16 protein-coding genes are annotated in these 17,983 nt (G+C 69.8%); 9 read left to right on the forward strand and 7 right to left on the reverse strand.

What is annotated here, in order from left to right; all coding sequences use genetic code 11:
• Positions 1–1,070 precede the first annotated feature (1,070 nt).
• Positions 1,071–2,489 carry an aminopeptidase P family protein gene (locus ACZ7KI_RS05590; RefSeq protein ID WP_470272005.1) on the reverse strand — a complete coding sequence of 473 codons (1,419 nt, stop codon included), beginning with the start codon at positions 2,487–2,489 and terminating at the stop codon, positions 1,071–1,073.
• A 90-nt stretch (positions 2,490–2,579) separates the two neighbouring features.
• Between ACZ7KI_RS05590 and ACZ7KI_RS05595 the strand changes: the two genes are divergently transcribed.
• From ACZ7KI_RS05595 to ACZ7KI_RS05605, 3 genes are read left to right on the forward strand one after another with little or no spacing between them, the layout of a single operon-like run.
• The gene (locus ACZ7KI_RS05595) at positions 2,580–3,572 is read left to right on the forward strand and encodes a LysR family transcriptional regulator (RefSeq protein WP_470272006.1); all 993 of its coding nucleotides are present in this window, start codon (positions 2,580–2,582) and stop codon (positions 3,570–3,572) included.
• Between the two features lie 55 nt (positions 3,573–3,627).
• Entirely contained in the window at positions 3,628–4,995 is a 1,368-nt protein-coding gene (locus ACZ7KI_RS05600) for an FAD-binding oxidoreductase (protein WP_470272007.1), read from the forward strand.
• Between the two features lie 53 nt (positions 4,996–5,048).
• Positions 5,049–5,261, forward strand: coding sequence for a hypothetical protein (locus ACZ7KI_RS05605; RefSeq protein ID WP_470272008.1), 213 nt, complete (start codon positions 5,049–5,051; stop codon positions 5,259–5,261).
• Here the strand turns inward: ACZ7KI_RS05605 and ACZ7KI_RS05610 are convergent.
• Entirely contained in the window at positions 5,258–5,821 is a 564-nt protein-coding gene (locus tag ACZ7KI_RS05610) for a carboxymuconolactone decarboxylase family protein (RefSeq protein ID WP_470272009.1), read from the reverse strand. The genes ACZ7KI_RS05605 and ACZ7KI_RS05610 overlap by 4 nt on opposite strands.
• A 68-nt stretch (positions 5,822–5,889) precedes the next feature.
• On the opposite strand from ACZ7KI_RS05610, the gene ACZ7KI_RS05615 reads away from it, so the two are divergent.
• Both ACZ7KI_RS05615 and ACZ7KI_RS05620 read left to right on the forward strand, forming a co-directional pair.
• On the forward strand, positions 5,890–6,228 hold the full coding sequence (locus tag ACZ7KI_RS05615; RefSeq protein ID WP_470272010.1) for a winged helix-turn-helix transcriptional regulator: 339 nt from the start codon (positions 5,890–5,892) through the stop codon (positions 6,226–6,228).
• A gap of 229 nt (positions 6,229–6,457) precedes the next feature.
• Positions 6,458–6,916, forward strand: coding sequence for an STAS domain-containing protein (locus ACZ7KI_RS05620; protein ID WP_470272011.1), 459 nt, complete (start codon positions 6,458–6,460; stop codon positions 6,914–6,916).
• Positions 6,917–6,926: 10 nt separating this feature from the next.
• On the opposite strand, the gene ACZ7KI_RS05625 is transcribed toward ACZ7KI_RS05620, so the two are convergent.
• Positions 6,927–7,271, reverse strand: a complete 345-nt coding sequence (locus tag ACZ7KI_RS05625; protein WP_470272012.1) for an STAS domain-containing protein — start codon at positions 7,269–7,271, stop codon at positions 6,927–6,929.
• Positions 7,272–7,430: 159 nt separating this feature from the next.
• Here ACZ7KI_RS05625 and ACZ7KI_RS05630 point away from each other — a divergent pair, with 159 nt between their 5' ends.
• Complete coding sequence (locus tag ACZ7KI_RS05630) at positions 7,431–7,844, forward strand: ATP-binding protein (protein ID WP_470272013.1); 414 nt, start codon at positions 7,431–7,433, stop codon at positions 7,842–7,844.
• A 5-nt stretch (positions 7,845–7,849) separates the two neighbouring features.
• Here ACZ7KI_RS05630 and ACZ7KI_RS05635 read toward each other — a convergent pair whose 3' ends face one another.
• Complete coding sequence (locus ACZ7KI_RS05635) at positions 7,850–9,028, reverse strand: sensor histidine kinase (RefSeq protein WP_470272014.1); 1,179 nt, start codon at positions 9,026–9,028, stop codon at positions 7,850–7,852.
• Between the two features lie 180 nt (positions 9,029–9,208).
• Between ACZ7KI_RS05635 and ACZ7KI_RS05640 the strand changes: the two genes are divergently transcribed.
• Both ACZ7KI_RS05640 and ACZ7KI_RS05645 read left to right on the forward strand, forming a co-directional pair.
• Complete coding sequence (locus ACZ7KI_RS05640; protein WP_470272015.1) at positions 9,209–9,442, forward strand: hypothetical protein; 234 nt, start codon at positions 9,209–9,211, stop codon at positions 9,440–9,442.
• 89 nt (positions 9,443–9,531) lie between these two features.
• Positions 9,532–11,844, forward strand: a complete 2,313-nt coding sequence (locus tag ACZ7KI_RS05645; protein WP_470272016.1) for a LuxR C-terminal-related transcriptional regulator — start codon at positions 9,532–9,534, stop codon at positions 11,842–11,844.
• A 180-nt stretch (positions 11,845–12,024) separates the two neighbouring features.
• Here ACZ7KI_RS05645 and ACZ7KI_RS05650 read toward each other — a convergent pair whose 3' ends face one another.
• The 3 genes from ACZ7KI_RS05650 to ACZ7KI_RS05660 form a co-directional block, all read right to left on the reverse strand.
• On the reverse strand, positions 12,025–13,149 hold the full coding sequence (locus ACZ7KI_RS05650; protein WP_470272017.1) for a helix-turn-helix domain-containing protein: 1,125 nt from the start codon (positions 13,147–13,149) through the stop codon (positions 12,025–12,027).
• Between the two features lie 305 nt (positions 13,150–13,454).
• Entirely contained in the window at positions 13,455–15,134 is a 1,680-nt protein-coding gene (gene ilvD / locus ACZ7KI_RS05655; protein WP_470272018.1) for a dihydroxy-acid dehydratase, read from the reverse strand.
• A 64-nt stretch (positions 15,135–15,198) separates the two neighbouring features.
• Positions 15,199–16,479 (reverse strand): hemolysin family protein, encoded by a 1,281-nt coding sequence (locus ACZ7KI_RS05660; RefSeq protein ID WP_470272019.1) that lies wholly within the window; start codon positions 16,477–16,479, stop codon positions 15,199–15,201.
• 128 nt (positions 16,480–16,607) lie between these two features.
• On the opposite strand from ACZ7KI_RS05660, the gene ACZ7KI_RS05665 reads away from it, so the two are divergent.
• On the forward strand, positions 16,608–17,942 hold the full coding sequence (locus tag ACZ7KI_RS05665; RefSeq protein ID WP_470272020.1) for a cytochrome P450: 1,335 nt from the start codon (positions 16,608–16,610) through the stop codon (positions 17,940–17,942).
• Positions 17,943–17,983 lie beyond the last annotated feature (41 nt).

Genomic DNA, 17,983 nt, shown 5'->3' on the forward strand with positions numbered 1-17,983 from the left:
ACATCATGACACGGCTTCGGCTTCAGGGCTCGTGAGTGAGGGTGGTTCCGGGTCGACTCCGCCGCTATAGCGAGACGAGGCGAACCTGTCGTGATGAACCCGGCAAGAGGGGCTCACGCAAGGAGCCCACACGGCTCATGACTGTCCATAAGGGACGCTGTTTCGCAACAAATGCGCCCGATTTGGGCGACTTGCACGGTATTGCGAGGCGGTCGTGAGTGATTTGGGTTGCTCTGGCCAACGGTGTTTGGTTACCTACGGCGGGTGAGCTGGGTAGCGCTGGTCCGTGAGGGACTCCTTGAGGGACCCAGAGTCCCTCAAGGAGTCCTTCACGGACCCGAAACCCCATCACAAACCCCAGCGGCACCACCAGTCACAACAGCGGCGCGTGAAGGACCCCTTCCCTCGGCTCAGCCGAGGGAACTCGACCCTCACACCTTTCCCAGTACATGAAGGCCCCGTTCACTGCGCCTAGCGCAAGGACGGGGGCCATCATGTACTTCACGCGAGCAAGCCCGCAGGCCACGAGTAGGTACCTGAGAGAGGGTTCGTTCTATTGAGGGGTAAGTCAAACGTGTCGTGTCGCGGGCTGTGGTCGCTGCTGCCTACGCGTTTCCCTGGTGGTGAAGGCTTCCTTGCCTACGCTGACGGTAGTGAAGGAGCCCTTCACTACCGTCAGGCGTGATCCCTGGTGACAGTGGGACGGCTGTGACATCAACGTCCTGTCTTGAAGTCCGTGAAGGCCTCCTTGAGGGACCCAGAGTCCCTCAAGGAGGCCTTCACGGACTTACCACCCACCACGCCACCTTTGCCTTACCCCTCAAATTACCCTAATTAACACTCACGACCCCCTGCGGAAACGTACACATAGGCATCAATCGGACATTCAATCGTCCGCTGGTGTCCCTTGTGGACACCGCAGCGGCTGAGTCGAGGAAACTCGACCTTCACACCTTCCCCAGTACACGAAGGCCCCCTTCACTGCGCTAGGCGCAAGCAAGGGGGCCATCATGTACTTCACCGCGGGCAAAGAGCACCGGAACCACCGGACGTCCCGGCACCCGAATCACTCACGACCCTCTGGCGGCCTGGACCCAGGCGGTGACCTCGTCCGCGGTCGAGGGGAAGCCGCCGGAGAGCAGATCATGGCCGGATCCGGTGACCACGACGTTGTCCTCGATGCGGATGCCGAGGCCGCGGAGCTCCGGCGGCACGGTGCGGTCGCCGGCGTGGAAGTACAGACCGGGCTCCACCGCCAGTGCCATGCCCTCGGCGAGCGTGCCCTCACGGTAGGCACCGGGGCTCGCGGAAGCGCAGTCGTGGACGTCCAGCCCGAGGAAATGACCGGTACCGCAGACGATGTACCGCCGGTGCTGCTGCCCGTCCGGCGACAGCGCTTCGTCCACCGAAACCGGAAGCAGGCCCCACTCGTGCAAGCCCCTGGCGAGCACACCCAGCGCCGTCGTCTGGAAAGCGGCGAAGTCCTGGCCCGGCCGCACTTCCGCCAGCGCCGCGAGATGCGCCTTGTGCACCAGGTCGTACACGTCGCGCTGGGCGGCCGTGAACTCCCCGCCGACCGGGAAGGTGCGGGTGATATCGGCCGTGTACAAGGAATTCAGCTCGACTCCGGCATCGAGCAGCAACAGGCTGTCGTCGGTCACCGGCCCGTCGCAGCGCGTCCAGTGCAGGATCGGCGCGTGCGGACCGGCGGCGACGATGGAGGTGTAGCCGGGGCCCGTGCCCTCGGTGCGGGCACGGCGGTCGAAGGTGCCCTGCAGCCAGCGCTCCCCGCCGCCGCGGACCGCCTCGGGCAACGCGGACAGTACGTCGGCGAACCCGCGCGCGGTGGCGTCGACGGCATCGCGCAACTGGCCGATCTCCCAGTCGTCCTTGATCCGGCGCACGTCCGCGAGGACGGTCCGGAGCCGTTCGCTGTGGCCGAAGCCGTACGCGTCGAGCACGGGATCGACCCCGGCGCCGGTCAGCACGCCCGGGTTACGTCCGCGCAGGCCGCGCGGGAGGTCTTCCAGCGGACGGCATTCGATGCCGAGCGCGTCGCCGTACGCGGCCGGACCGGCGGCGGAGCCGACCCACAACGGGCTGGTGTCCGCGTCACCAACGAAGTCGGGTTCACCCGACTCCGCCGGGCGCGGGACGTACAGCGTGGCGTGGTGGCTGTCGCCGGCCGGGGTCAGCACGAGAATCGCGCCTTCGCGTTGGCAGCCGGTGAGCCAGACGAAGTCGCTGTCGGCGCGGAAGCCGTGAAAGGTGTCGTTGGAGCGCACCACGGCGCGGCCGGCCGCGAGCGCGATCCGCTGCCCCGGCAGCTCCGCCGACAGCCTGCCGCGGTGGGCGGCCGCGGCCTCGGCGGTGCCCGGCGGCACCTCGACCACGTCGTCGACGGGTTCCCAGCCGTCGCTGATCCAGTTCTGGAATCCCTTGGCGGCCAGCAGCGCGCGCAGATCCGGCCGGGTTCGGTCGCCGGTCATCGGCTCCCCCTTCGAGTAGTCACGGTCCTGGCCGCACTGTCACACCGCGAACGGGCGGGCCGTAATGACCGGCGGCGATAGACTCCGCCTATGGCCCTGGAGATCCGGCACCTGCGGGCGATCTGCGCCATCGCCGAAGCGGGCAGCCTCTCGCAGGCGGCCGCCGCGCTGGGCATGTCCCAGCCGTCGCTGACCTCGCTGCTCCAGCGGCTCGAACGGCAGATCGGCGCGCCACTGTTCGTCCGCAGCCACACCGGCGTGACGCCGACCCCCGTCGGCGAGCAGACGCTGCGCCGCGCGCTGACCCTGCTGGTGGAGTTCGACCGGTTCGAAAGCGATCTTCTCGGCGCGCTGGGCGACGGCCCGGTCCGGCTCGGATCGTCCCAAATGGACTGTCTGCCCACGTTCGTCGAGCGGCTCGACGACGCGCTGCCGGGCCTCGACGTGACCGTCCACGTGGAGCCGTCCAGTTCCGTGCTGGCACAGGGATTGGCCCGCGCCACCCTCGACATCGCCGTCATCGCCATGTCGGACGACCAGGAAGTACCGCTGGCGAAGCAGTTGGGGCACCGGGTGCTGTTCTCGTGGCTGCCCGTCTTCGTCGGCCTTCCCGCCCGGCACCGGCTCGCCGACGGCTTCGAGGTCGACCTGGCCGACCTCGCGGACGAAGCGTGGATCGGACCGCCAGGGCCTGAAGACGGCTCGCTGACGTCATTGCGTGCGGCGACGCATCGGGCCGGGTTCACGCCGCGGATCCGTTTCGAATATCCCAACGGCGGTGGGCGGCACCTGATCGCGGCCGGGCAGGCCGTGCAGCTCGTGGAACCGACCGCACCCGAGCTTCCGGGCATGGTGGTCCGGCCGCTCAAGGGTGATCCCATGCGGATGCGGCTCGTGCTGGCGTGGCGCAAGGAGCGGCTGACCTGGGATCAGGCGGAGAACGTCTATCGCGCGGTGATGACGTCCTACACGCGGCACGCGATGGCGTCCACGCCGTTCCGGACCTGGTGGGAACGGCGGCGGAGTGCCCAGTCCTGGGATGGGCTGGTGGACTTCTTCCGGGCGCCCGGCTGGTCCTCGTGAGTGGAAATGACAGTTCTCACCATCCTCATCACTCACGAGACCTAGCGTGAAGACCATGATGATCGATGATCTGGTCGCCGAGTTCCCGCCGGACCGTCTCGTCCGCGACCCGGACGTCCTGCGGAGCTTCGCCCACGACGAAGCCGAGTGGGCGCCGCACGGCATTCCCGTCGCCGCGGTCCGCCCGCACACCGCCGAAGAGGTCCAGACGGTCGTGCGGCTCTGCCTGCGTCATCGCGTCCCGTTGGTCACCCGCGGCGCGGGCACCGGCCTGTCCGGCGGCGCGAACGCTCTCGACGGCTGCGTCATCCTCGTCACCGACAAGCTCACCGCGATCAAGGAGATCGACGAACGAGAGCGGTTCGCGGTCGTCGAACCCGGCGTCGTCAACGACGATCTCGGCGCCGCCTGCGCGGAACGCGGGCTGTGGTATCCGCCGGATCCGGCGAGTTCGCCGTGGTCGACGATCGGCGGCAACGTGGCGACCAACGCGGGCGGCGTGTGCTGTGTGAAGTACGGCGTCACCCGTGACTACGTGCTCGGCCTGCAGGTGGTGACCGGCACCGGCGAACTCGTCCGGCTCGGGCGCCGCACCGCGAAAGGCGTCGCGGGTTACGACCTCGCCGGGCTCATGGTCGGTTCCGAGGGCACGCTGGGCGTGATCACCGAGATCACCGTGCGGCTCCGGCCCGCTCGCGGCGCGGAGCGGACCGTCGCCGGGTATTTCGACACCACGGTCGCGGCGGGTGAAGCCGCCGCGGCGGTGGCGGCGCGAGGGGTGGTGCCCTCGGCGCTCGAACTCGTCGACCGGCACTGTCTCGCGGCGGTGGACGCGTGGAAGAACATGGGGCTGAGCGCGGACGCGAACGTCGTCCTGCTCGGCCGCACGGACACCCCTGGCGCGCTGGGCGAGCACGAAGCCGCCGTTCTGCTCGAATGCTTCGAGAACGCCGGAGCGACCTGGGCCGCCCAGTCCTCCGACGAGACCGAGGCCAACGCGCTGTTCGCCGCCCGGCGGCTGGCCTACCCGGCGCTGGAACGACTCGGGCCGGTGCTCACCGAGGACGTCTGCGTGCCGACGCAGGCGGTGCCCGAGATGCTCGCGCGGATCGACGCCGCCGCCCGGCGGCACGACGTCGTGATCGCCAACGTCGCGCACGTCGGCGACGGCAACCTGCATCCGCTGCTGGTGACGCCGCCCGGCGACGAGAACGCGCGGAAGGCGGCGCAAGCGGCCTTCGAGGACATCATCTCCGGCGCGCTCGACCTCGGCGGCACGGTCACCGGCGAGCACGGCGTCGGCCTGTTGAAGCAAGCGGGACTCACCCGCGAACTCGGTCCCGCGGTGCTCGAGATGCATCGCGCGGTCAAACACGCGCTCGATCCGCACGGAATCCTCAATCCCGGCAAGGTCTTCCTGTAACTCCCTTCCGTCCCGCCGCGATTGACCCGGTATCTGGGGAACGGAGACGGGAGATGATGACGCAACGGCTGTGGCTGGGTCTGGCGGTCGTCTACACGGGCACCGCCTTGGTCCAGCTCTACCTTCTCGCCAGCACCGGCGCCGTCTGGGCCGGGACACTCACCGCGGTCGGCTTCGTGGCGGCGTTCCTGTGCGCGTTCGCCGCGTGGAAGGTCCCGAAACAGGAACGTGGCGGCACGAGGGAAGCCGACTCGCCTCGACGCTAGGCGCTGTCCTGCGGATACGGGACGGCCCACGGTTCCCCTTCGAGGAGGACACCGTTGGCCACGTAGGAGATCGTGCGGTACCACCCGGCGAGCACGAGGAGTTCCAGAAGCTGTTCCGCCGGGTAGTACTCGGCGAGCGCGGCCCACGCGTCCTCGGAAACCGTTGCCGTGTCATGGAGTTCGTCCACAGCGACGATCAGCGAGCGCTGGCGGTCGGACCAGACGGGATGTCCGGAGTCACCCGAAACGGTCGCTTCGACCTGCTCCGGCGTGAGCCCGACGGCCGAGGCGAAAACCGCGGCGTGGACACCCCATTCGTACCGGCAGCCGGATCGTGCGGTGACCCGCGCGATGACGATTTCCCGGTCCAGCGCGGGCAATTCCCCGTGCGCGAGCAAACCCGCGCCGAGGACGCGCATGCGCGAAGCCAGGTCCGGGTGGTGCTGCAGTAGCCGGAACAGGGCCAGCGGGTCGTGCGCGACTCCGGGCGGCATCCATTTTCGCAAGGCTTCTTCGACGTGCGCCTCGTAGGGCGGCGTGAGTGGTGCGATCCGGGCCATGACCACCTCAAGTGCTTCTCTTTTCGAACCACTATGCTGCTTCGAAAGCCGAAGCACAAGGGGAGGTCATGGCCGAAGACCCGATCCCGCGCCCCGGACGGCCGGTCCGCGGCTCCGAAACGGGCCGTCCCCTCATGGCCGCGCTCGACCTGCTGGGACGGCGGTGGACACTGCGGGTGATCTGGGAACTGCGCCACGGCCGGGTCGGCTTCCGCGAACTCCAACGTCGCTGCGAGCGCATGTCGTCGAGCGTGCTCGCCACCCGGCTCGGCGAGCTCACCGAGGCCCGCATCGTGGAAACCGGCGAAGACGGTTACCACCTGACACAATTGGGGGACCAACTTCTCGACGCGTTGCATCCACTCGAAAACTGGGGCCGGGCCTGGGAAAAGGCCCTCGGCGAGTGATCATGCGCCGCCGTGAATCATGGCTTGTTCACCCTCTCCGTATTGCCACGCGCTGTGAGCGGCGTACCGTGACAGGTACGTGAGGTTGAGTCCACCAGCCCGCATGAACGACCCGCATGTCCGCGGCCCAAGAATTTCGACCGGCGACGCGGTGGCGAGTTCACTTGCGCAGCCGTTGTGCAGGCTTACCCGTTGTCCGTCTCGTCCCGGCTATCCGGGAGACCCCCTCATGATCGATCGACTTCCGTTCCCCCGAGGAAGCCGCGATGGCCCTGCCCTCCGGACCGTCCTCCGCGTCACCGTCCCGCGGCCCCGGCCGTCCGACGAGCACGTGATGCGCGTCCGCCGAACCCGATGGAGTGAGGACCTGCTCGTCGTCTCGGCCGGTGGCGAGATCGACCTCGCCACGGCGGGACGGCTCGAGCGCGCGCTGCGAGGCGATCTCCCCGCCGCCACGGTCCTCGACCTCACCGACGTCACCTTCCTCGGCGTCGCGGGGCTCCGGGTCATCGAATCCTCCGCCGCCCGCGCCCGCTCCGAACGCCGGGCCACCGGAGTCGTCGCCAGCACCCACTCGGTGCTGCGACTGCTGCACCTGTTCGGTGCCGACACCCACATCCCCCTCTACCGGCACCTCGGCACCGCGATCCGCGAAGTGCCGAAGGCCGTGCCCGCGCGGAATCCCTGACCGCGGCCGCTCAGGAGCCGGCGAGCGGCAGCAACGTGGAGAGGCCCGTCTTCTGCGCGAGCCGCCGGATCGTCGGCGACGGCAGGAAACTCAGGCCGACCCCCTGGCTGCCGCACCGGTCGTTGATCCGGACCAGGGTCGCCAGCCCGGTGGAATCGCAGAACTCCACACCTTCCAGGTCGACGACGAGCCTGCCGGGCACGGGTTCCAGCGCCTCCTCGAAGGTCTCTTTCAGGTCCTCGGACGTCGTCATGTCGATCTCCCCCGCCACCGAGATGACGACCTGCGTGCCGTGGGGCCTGCCGACCGACACCGAGAACGGAACCTCCTTGATGTCGCCGTCTCCGCTAGTCACCGTCACACTCCCTCACGATCGGAACACCGAGAGTTCCGAAGATATCCGATGGCGGCACCCATCCGCGCGGCACTCGCGCCGCGATCCGGGCGTTGCCTTAATCTTGGCGGTGGAACCGGCGGTCGCGGACCGCGGCGGACGAGGAGGAGAAGCCCCGTGATGCCGATCGACGAGCCGGTGCGACAGAACCCCGACGAGCTGGTACGCGAAGTCGCCGCCGTACCGGCCGAGGCCGCCGCGCTGCGGGACGTCCTGGCGAACTGGGCACTCGAACGGGGCCTTCCCCGCGAACTGGCCGAAGACCTCAAGCTCACCGCCTACGAAGCGATGACCAACGTCGTCAAGCACGCCTACCCGGACGGGACCGACGACAACGTCATGACGATCACCGCCACCTACGTCGACGGTTCGATCGTGGTCACCGTCGCCGACGAAGGCCGCTGGCGCGACGGGCGCCGCCCGGACGGCGGGCGCGGCCTGCCGATCATCCGTGCCTTCGCCCCGGAGGCCGCCGTGACGAGCACACCCACCGGCACCAACGTCCGGCTTTCCTGGCCCTGCCCCACTGTCTGAACCGCTCAGCTTTCGACGTCGCGGACCGGCCACGGCAACCGCGCGGCGAGCACGAATCCGCCACCGGGATCCGCGTGATGCTCCAGGTCACCGCCGGCCAGCGCGACTCGCTCGGCGAGGCCGAGCAGGCCGAATCCCGAGGCTGGCGGGCCCGCGACCGCCAGCGACGCACCGGAATCCCGGACCGTCACCCGCAGCCCGTCACCCGGCTCGCCTTCGACGGTGACCGCGACCCGGGCTCCCGGCGCGTGTTTGCCCGCGTTGGTCAGCCCTTCCTGGACGATCCGGTACACGGTCCTCGCGACCGCGTCGGGCGGCGAGCCCTCGGTCGTGGCCGTCAAGGTGACGTCCAGTCCCAGTCCGCGCGCGTCCGCGACGAGGGCGGGCAAATCGGCGAACGAGGGCTGAGGTGGTTCCAGCCCCTCCGGATCCGCCCGGAGCACGCCGAGGACGTCGCGCAGTTCTTCGAGCGCCTGATGAGAGCCATCGGCGATCCCGCGGGCGAGTTCCGCGACCTGTTCGGACGGCAGGTCGGTGCGATGTCCCAGTACCCCGGCCTGCATGGCGACCAGCGAGACCCGGTGCGCGAGGACGTCGTGCATCTCGCGGGCGATCCGGTGCCGCTCCAGGATCCGTGCCTCGGCCGACCGCGCGGCCTGCTCGCGTTCCGCGCTTTCGGCCCGTGCCCGCAGGGAACGCAGTTCTTCCCGGCGAGCCCCGACGGCGGCACCCACGGCCACCGCGATGCCCACGGCCAAAATGGAGACGCAGAGCATCAGCCACAGCGGCGCCGGCGCGTCACGGCTGGGATAAAGCCCGGAGGTCAGCACCGCGGTGATCACGCAGACCACCGCCGCGACCGACGTTTCCACCGGTCGCCGCCGGGTGGCCAGCGAGCCGAGGGCGTACAGCGCGGCGCCACCGGCCACCACCGAAGCCGTCGCGACGAGGATGACCGCCATCGCGACCACCATCGGGAACCGGCGGCGCCACAGCAGCGCCACCAGGCAGACGAGGGCGACCAACGGATCGCCGGTGATCAGCCACTGGATCCTCGGGTCCTCAGATCCCGGCGGGAGCTGCGCCGCGGTGAGGATCCAGAACAGCACACCCAGCGCGGCCGCCACCAGCAGACGCCAGGCCTGTTGCCAGGGGCGCAGGGGTGGCCCGACGTCGGTGATCACCGGCCCATCATGGTCGAACCGCGCACGGCGGCACAGCCGCGCACCGGACGATTCCGGCCCCGACCTCGGTCGCGGCCGGGGTCGACTTTGGTCGAACACCAGATGCGACGCGATGCCGATGTGGTCGTCGTCCGTTCTGCGCGATGCTGAGCCCAGACCGCGAAAGGGGAGGTAGGGAGCATGAACAAGGGCGGCTTTCTGGGGCTGCAGGTACTCGGGATGGTGGCGATCGCCGTCTTCGCGCAGGCGGCCATCCGCAGTCTCTTCGACCATTCCGCCACCCAGTTATGGGGAGCGTTCGACTGGGTACCCGGTGACTGGGCCGGCAGGTTGATCGTCTTCCTGCTGCTCGCCGCCGCCGGGGTGGCGCTGGCCGGCTGGGCGCACGATCGCGGCAAGCAAGTGTCCCGCTGACGCGACGCCGGTCCGCTAGGATCCGCAGCCGGGCGTTTTCCGTCTACATCGGACGGAGGGCGCGGGCCTGGTCGATCGCGGGAGAGTGCATGGCGGACGGAGTTGGCTTGCTTTCGGGGTGGTCGGCCGAACCCACCGAAGTGACCAGCTACGTAGGCCGCGACGCCGAGACCGGCGAGGCGCGGCGCCTGCTCGAGACGGCGTCACTGGTCACCTTGACCGGTCCGGGCGGAGTGGGGAAGACGAGGCTCGCGTGGCGGATCGCCACGGCGCACCGGGAGGCGACCGCCGACGACGTCGCGTTCGTGTCGCTGGCCGAACTGCGCGAACCCGCGTTGCTGGTGCCGACCGTGGCGAACGTGCTCGGCTTCGGCGACCGTTCGGCGAAACCGGCCATCGACGTCGTCGTCGAAGCGCTGCGGGAAAGCCGGTTACTGCTGGTACTGGACAACTGTGAACACCTCGTCGAGAGCTGTGCCCGGTTCGCCGACACCGTGGTGCGGGAGTGCCCTCAGGTGTCCGTGCTGGCCACGAGCAGGCAGTCCCTCGGCGTCGCGGGCGAACGGGTCCTCCCGGTGCCGCCGCTGGCGGTGCCGGAACAGGGCGACTCCTTCGAACGCGCGGTGAACTACGAGTCCGTGCGGCTGTTCGTGGATCGCGCGACCGCGGTGGCGCCGTCGTTCCGGCTCACCGAATCCGACACCGAACCGCTGATCCGGCTGTGCCGGCGGCTCGACGGGCTGCCGCTGGCCATCGAACTGGCCGCCGTCCGCGCGCGGGTGCTGTCCCTGCGCCAGCTGGCCGACCGGCTCGACCGGCAGTTCTCCGTGCTCACGAAGGATCGTCGCGGCCGCCCGGAACGCCACGAGACGATGCGGGCGCTGATCGACTGGAGTCACGACCTGTGCACCGGTCCCGAGCGGCTGCTGTGGGCCCGCGCTTCGGTGTTCTCCGGCAGTTTCGACCTCGACGCCGCCGAGGAGGTCTGTTCCGGCGGAGACCTGCCGCGCGAGGACGTCCTCGAGGTCGTCGACGGGCTGCTCGACAAGTCCATCCTGCTGCGCGAGGAGTACCCGGGCGGCGTGCGATACCGCATGCTGGAATCGGTCCGCGAGTACGGCGTCGACAGGCTGAGCGAGACCGGCGGGACGACGGAGTTCCGGAAACGGCACCGGGACTGGTTCGCCGAACTCTCCGCCCGGTACGCCGCGGAATGGCTGCAGACCGATCAGCTGGGCTGGATCGCGCGGTTGCGGCGCGAGCACGCGAACCTCCGGGTAGCGCTCGACTTCTGCGCCGGTGCTCCCGAAGAAGCGGTCGTCGGACTGCGGATGTTGCGCGACGTCAAGGAGTTCTGGATCGTCCGCGGGCTGAACACCGAGGGCCGGATGTGGGTACGCCGTCTCGACGAGGCCGCCCCGCCTGGTGTCCCGGAGCGGGCACACGGACTGTGGCTGTCCGGTTTCCTGGCCCTGGTGCAAGGAGATCTGCCCGCTCATCGGTCCATGGTGGACAGGGCGGCCGCGGAAGCCGGGACGAACGGCGACGAACTCGCCGCCGCGTACGTCCTGCACGTCCGCGCTTATGCCGCGCTGATCGGCAACGACATGGCCGAGGCGGCGCGTCTGTTCGGCGCGGCCATCGACCTCTTCCGCACCCACGGCGACGAAGGCGCGGAACTCTGGGCGAGCTACAACTACGGGCTGGCCGTCTGGCTGGACGGCGACATCGACCGCGGCCGGGCGGTGCTCACCGAATCCGTCGAGCGCTGCGAACGCCGGGGTGAGGTCTTCTGGCGGGGCTGGGCGCTGTGGTCGCGTGCCGCCGCCGAGTACCTCCAAGGCGATCTCGCGGTGGCGGGCCGCTGCTGCGAGCAGATCCTGCGGCTGCACGCCCGCGTCGACGACCGCGTCGTCGTCGGCTTCACCCTCACCGTCATGGCGGGCTGCGCGGCCCGCACCGGACGGCCCAACCGGGCCGCGATCCTGCAGGGCGCCGCGATGAACGTCTGGCGCACGGTCGGCGCTTGGCCGACGCGGTACGAAGCGTTCACCGAGCCGCTGCAGGCCGACATCGACACCGTGACGACGGCACTCGGCTGGGAGGTCGCGGTCAAGGAGTTCACCGACGGCTCCGCGATGTCCACCGGTGACGCCATCGCGTACGCCCTCGGCGAGCGGTCCCCCGAGTCGGGGAAACCGGCCGCGCGGGTACTCACCAAACGCGAGACCGAGATCGCGCACGTGATCGCCGAGGGGCTGACCAACCAGGAGATCGCCGACCGGCTCGGCATCGCCAGGCGCACCGTGGACACCCATATCGACCACATCCTCACCAAGCTCGGCTACTCCAACCGGGTGCAGGTCGCCACCTGGGTGACCCGCACCGCCGATCAGGCCTGAGAGCCTGTTGGCGGAGCTGCGACGTGCCTCGCGAAAGGGACATGACGCGTGAACCCGCCCCGGCCGAAGGCCCCGCTATCGGGGTGGCAGGGCCACCTCTGTCGCCAACGTGAGAGGTATGACCAGGTCGCGCCCTGCCGACGCGATCGCGGACGCGGGTTCACCACCAGACACTGACGGTCAGGCCGCCCTGATCGGGGTGAGAGGCTTCGCCGGCTCGGGTGCGGGCGTGAGCAGCTCCGCGCGCAAGGCGATCCGCAGGTCGAGCCGCTCACGCGGGTCGTCGAGGCGGTCACCGAACAACACGCGGAGACGGCGCAGGCGGTTGCGGACCGTCTGCGGGTGCACGCCGAGGTTGTTCGCGATCTCGGGGGCACCGCCACGGGCGGCGAGCATCGCCTCGAGGGTCTCGGCGAGTTTGGTGCGCTCGTTGGGCGGCAGCTGCGCGATCGGCGCCAGGCTGCGCGTGACGAGCGCGGTCGTGAGTACTTCGTCGGCGAACAGCCAGTGCGTGGTGAGGTGGTCCGACCAGCGCACGAGCGGACCGTCCTCGATCACCTCACGCCGGACCAGTTCGAGCGTCCGGCGGGCCCACCGCAGGGACACCGCCGCTTCGGCGGGCGCCACGGCGGGCCCGACAGCCGCCCGTGTCCCCGCCGGTACGCCACCGATCTCGACGTCGTCGGGCACGAGGAGGTGCGGATATTCGCCGGTGAGGTCGGCCAGCACCTCCGGGCCGAACGAGGCCCGGATCGCGCCGGGCTCCGCGGCGATGGCGACCACGCGCGCGGGCGGCACCCAGCCCGCCTCGGCCGCGAGTCCCGCCCACCTCGCGGGCGGGCGGCCGCTCAAGATCTCCTTGAGCAGATCACGGCGCAACTCGGCGACCGAAGGTGTATGCGCGGCGCGGTAGGCGGCGGTGGAGAGCCGGGTCAGGACGTCCGAGCAGCGGAGCAGCGCCTCCACCCCGGTGTCCATCAAACCCGGCCCGGCCCCGGTCCGGCGGGACAACGAGGCCAGCACGGGCAGCGCGCACCGGCCCGCCGCGTGGTAGGCCCTGGAGAGCCTGTCGAGCCCCCTACCGGCGGCGTACTCGGCTACACCCACTTCCCGGAAGGCGTCCGCCCCGGCGGCGATGCCCAGCGCGGACGCCATACCGTCGTGCTCCAGGATCGACGCGACGAACTCCGTGGCACGCGCGCCGAACAGGGGCGCGTGCTCCGGCAGGGAATGCCGGACTCCGTCGACGACGGCACGGGCGAGCACGAGGGCGGCGGAGCGGGCTGGAGCAAGGGACGCGGTCATCGTCGACCTCCGGAGCAGCGGGAATCGTCGGGGCGCCGAGTCTGCTACTCCGGGGTAACGGGCACATCGGGTGAATTACGTAGTCGGGCCTTTCCGCGGTGTGGATCACCCGATCGTGGCGGGATCTCCCAGGATCACCGCAGGGTCAGCGGACGCCGCCCATAGGCGAAGCCGTTACGAGCAGGCCGGCACAGCGAACACCGCCAAGCCGGCGGGTAGCGATGTGCCGGGCCGTCCATGAAGGAATTGGGGCGTTGAGTGTCCTGGTTCCTCCACGCTCACCGCAGGGTCAGCGGATTAGCGGCCTATTCGCATACGGCTCCGTGCGCGGCGCTCTGGACGACCTTCGCGTACTTGCCGAGCACCCCGCGCGTGTACGCCGGAGCCTTGGGGGTCCAGCCCTCCCGGCGCGCCTCGATGTCGTCGATCTCGACGTCGAGCGTCCGGTTCGCGACGTCCAGCGTGATCGAGTCCCCGTCCCGCACGAACGCGATCGGCCCGGCGTCGACCGCTTCCGGCGCGATGTGGCCGACGCAGAGGCCGGTCGTGCCGCCGCTGAACCGGCCGTCGGTGATGAGCAGGACGTCCTTCCCGAGTCCGGCGCCCTTGATCGCGCCGGTGATGGCGAGCATCTCCCGCATCCCCGGCCCGCCCTTGGGGCCTTCGTAGCGGATGACGACGACGTCCCCGGCGACGATCCGGCCCTCGGCGAGCGCGTCGAGCGCGGCCCGTTCGCCGTCGAAGACCCGCGCGGTCCCGGTGAACGTCGATTCGTCGAAGCCCGCCGACTTCACGACCGCGCCTTCCGGTGCGAGCGATCCCTTGAGGATGGTCAGCCCGCCGGTCTTGTGGATCGGGCGGTCGAGCGGGCGGATGATCTCGCCGTCGAGACCGGCGGGCGCGATGCCTTCGAGGTTCTCGGCCATCGTCTTGCCGGTCACGGTCAGCACGTCACCGTGCATGAGCCCGGCGTCGAGCAGCGCCTTCATCACCACGGGGATGCCGCCGACCTTGTCGACGTCGTTCATCACGTACTTCCCGAACGGCTTCAGATCGCCCAGGTGCGGGACCTTGTCGCCGATCCGGTTGAAGTCGTCGATCCGCAGGTCGACCTCGGCCTCACGCGCGATCGCGAGGAGGTGGAGGACGGCGTTGGTCGAGCCGCCCAGCGCCATCACGACGGCGATGGCGTTCTCGAACGCCTCCATGGTCATGATCTGCCGCGCGGTGATGCCCTGGCGGAGCATGCCGACGACGGCCTCTCCCGACCGGTGGGCGAACCCGTCGCGGCGCCGGTCGACGGCGGGCGGGGCGGCCGAACCGGGCAGCGACATGCCGAGTGCTTCGGCCACCGACGCCATCGTGTTGGCGGTGTACATCCCGCCGCAGGCACCCTCGCCGGGACAGATCGCGCGTTCGATCCGGTCCACTTCGGCGCGGGTGATCTTGCCTGCCAGACAGGCGCCGACGGCCTCGAAGGCGTCGATGATCGTGACGTCCTGCCCGTCGACCTGCCCGGGCATGATCGAACCGGCGTAAAGGAAAACGGAGGCGAGGTCGAGCCGGGCCGCGGCCATCAGCATGCCCGGCAGCGATTTGTCACAGCCGGCGAGGAGCACTGAGCCGTCCAGCCGCTCGGCCATCATCACCGTCTCGACGGAGTCCGCGATGACCTCCCGCGACACCAGCGAGAAGTGCATGCCCTCGTGCCCCATGGAAATACCGTCGGACACCGAGATCGTGCCGAACTCGAGCGGGTAGCCGCCGCCCGCGTGCACGCCGTTCTTGACCGCCTTGGCCAGCCTGTCCAGCGACAGGTTGCACGGGGTGATCTCGTTCCACGACGACGCCACGCCGATCTGGGGTTTGGCGAAGTCGTCGTCACCCATGCCGACCGCGCGGAGCATGCCGCGGGCGGCGGCGCGCTCCAGGCCGTCGGTCACGTCGCGGGAACGAGGCTTCAAGTCCGGCTGGTCCTGCGGCATCGGGATACCTTTCCTTCGTGGTGGGACACCGGGCACGCTGCCAACCGAAGCCGCCCGGCGCAACTCACCGCTCCGCGTTCGTCCCACGGCGCAGCGCGACTCGCGTGATCGCGTGGTGGTCCACGCCGAGCACTTCGACCGTCCAGCCGGAGACCACCACCCGGTCACCCGGCTTCTCCGGGATCCGGCCGAGGATCACGAGAATCAGCCCCGCGATCGTCGCGTACTCCCCCGGCGGCGCGTCCGGCAGTTCGACCCCGATGTCGACGAGGTCGTGCACCGGGAAGGTACCGGGCAGCACCAGCGAACCGTCCTGGCCGTCCCGTACGGCCAGGACGTCCCGGTCGGTCTCGTCGTAGATCTCGCCGACGATCTCCTCCAGCAGGTCCTCCAGCGTGACCATGCCCGCGACCGCGCCGTGTTCGTCGACGACCAGCGCCATCTGCTCCCGCTCGGCCTTGAAACCGCGCAACGCGTCGGAAACCCGCAGCGAATCGGGGAACACCACCGCCGGCCTGACCACCTCGGCGAGTTCTTCGCGGTCGTCGAGCAGATCGCGCAGGTGCACCACGCCGACGACGTCGTCCAGATGGCCACCGCGGGCGACCGGCGCCCGGGAATGACCCGACTCGGCCAGCAGTCTCCGGGCCGAACCGAGGTCCTGCTCCACCGCGAGTGTCAGGACCGCACGCCGGGGGACGAGCACTTCGCGCAGCCTTCGCTCGTGGATCTCCAAGGCACCGTTCATGATCATGCGCTGCTCGGCGTTCAGCCCGCGCTGGGCCGACACCAGTTCCCGGAGCTCCTCGGGCGACATCTGATCCGGATCGGCTTCCGTTCGGCCGCCCAGCATCCGCACGACGAAGTTCGTCGACACGCTCAGCGCCCACACCGCGGGCCGGGAGATCGCCGACAGCAAGGTCAGCGGACGCGCCACCAGCAACGCCCACCGCAGCGCGTTCTGCATGGCCAGCCGTTTGGGCGCCAGTTCGCCGAGCACCAGGGTCAGGAAGGTGAGGACCATCGTCACCAGCGCGACAGCCACCGCTGCGGCGGCATTGCCGAGGAAACTCAACAGTGGCACCAAGGGCTCGGAGAGGGACACCGCCGCCGTCGCCGAGGCAAGGAACCCGGCGAGCGTGATCCCGATCTGGATCGTCGCCAGGAAGCGGTTCGGGTCACGCGCCAACCGCACCAGTGTCCGGGCGGCGGCGCGCCCGTCCCGTTCCAAGGTCCGCAACTGCCCCTCGCGCAACGAGATCAGCGCCATCTCGCTGCCCGCGAACACCGCGTTGAGCACCACCAGCACCGCGACCAGCGCGATGTCGAACCCGTAGCCGCCCACAAGCACTCCCCGGCCCGCCGGAAGTGCAGAACATTACCGAGGGACGAGCGCGCCCGCAGAGATCCGGACGGGTCGATACTGACACGTCGTTCCGCTACCGTCGAAGGACCCGCACGGACGGAGTCCTGATGTTCGCACTCAAGACCGCTCCCGCCCGGACCTTCCTGCGCCGGGCGGAGGAGATCGCCAAACCGGTCACCCGCTGGAGCCTCGGCCACGCGATCCCCCGGGTGGCCCTGCGGGCCGCAGCTCGCCGGGGCGATCTCCAAGGCAGGCTGTCCGTCGAAGCGAGCGGCGGGGCCGACCTGACCGGCCTGTTCGACGAGATCCGCTCGCACGGCGCCATCGCCACCACCCGGGTCGGGCATGTGACCACCCGGCACGCGGCGTGCAAGGAGATCCTGACCAGCGACGCGTTCAAGACCGTCCGGTTCGTCCCGGACAACCCGCTGCTCAACCGGCTGGTCACCTGGTCGGCGTCCGGGTTGATCCATCCGATCGAACCGCCGTCGCTGCTCGCCAGCGAGCCGCCGGACCACACGCGCTACCGGAAACTGGTCACGCGCGTCTTCACCGCCCGCGCGGTCGAGCAACTGCGCGAGCGCACGCAGGCGATCACCGACGAACTGCTCGACGGCCTCGACCCGAAGGACCCCGTCGACCTCATCGAGTCCTACTGCGGGCTCCTGCCGGTCACCGTCATCAGCCAGATTCTCGGTGTCCCGCTGGAAGAACGGGACAAGGTCCTCGCGCTCGGCGGGGCCGCGGCCCCCAGCCTCGATCTCGGACTGCCGTGGCGGACCTTCCGGACCGTGGAGTCGACGCTCGCCGAGTTCGACTCCTGGCTCACGGAGCATCTGGAGAAGCTGCGGGCCGATCCCGGCGACAACCTGCTCAGCAAACTGATCGCCGCCCGCGAAGACGGCGTCGGCCTGACCGAGCGGGAACTCAAGGCCACCGCGGGGCTGGTGCTGGCGGCCGGCTTCGAAACGACCGTCAACCTGCTCGGCAACGGCATCGCCTTGCTCACCCGGCATCCGGACCAGCTCCGGAAACTGCGGGACGATCCGGAACTGTGGAGCAACGCCGTCGACGAGGTCCTCCGCTACGACCCGCCCGTCCTGCTCACCGGACGGCTGTGCGCCCGCGATACCGAGATCGGCGGAGCGCGCGTCGAACGAGGGGCGATCGTCAGCACGGTCCTGGCGGGCGCGAACCGGGACCCGGAGATCTTCGACGACCCCGCCGCTTTCGACGTCGCTCGGGCGAACGCGCGGGACCACGTGTCCTTCGGCGCCGGTCGGCACTACTGCCTCGGCGCGTCGCTGGCGAGGATGGAAGGGGAGATCGGCTTGCGGTCGATCTTCGAGCGGTTCCCGGATCTGCGGCTCCTGGACGGCGCGCGGCGGCGGCAGACGCGGATCCTGCGCGGTTTCGAAACACTGCCCGCCGCCCTCTCCTGAGTGGTGAGGACCGGCATTTTTACCGGACCGGCCCCGAAGAT

The organism is Amycolatopsis sp. NPDC039088, assembly GCF_055598845.1.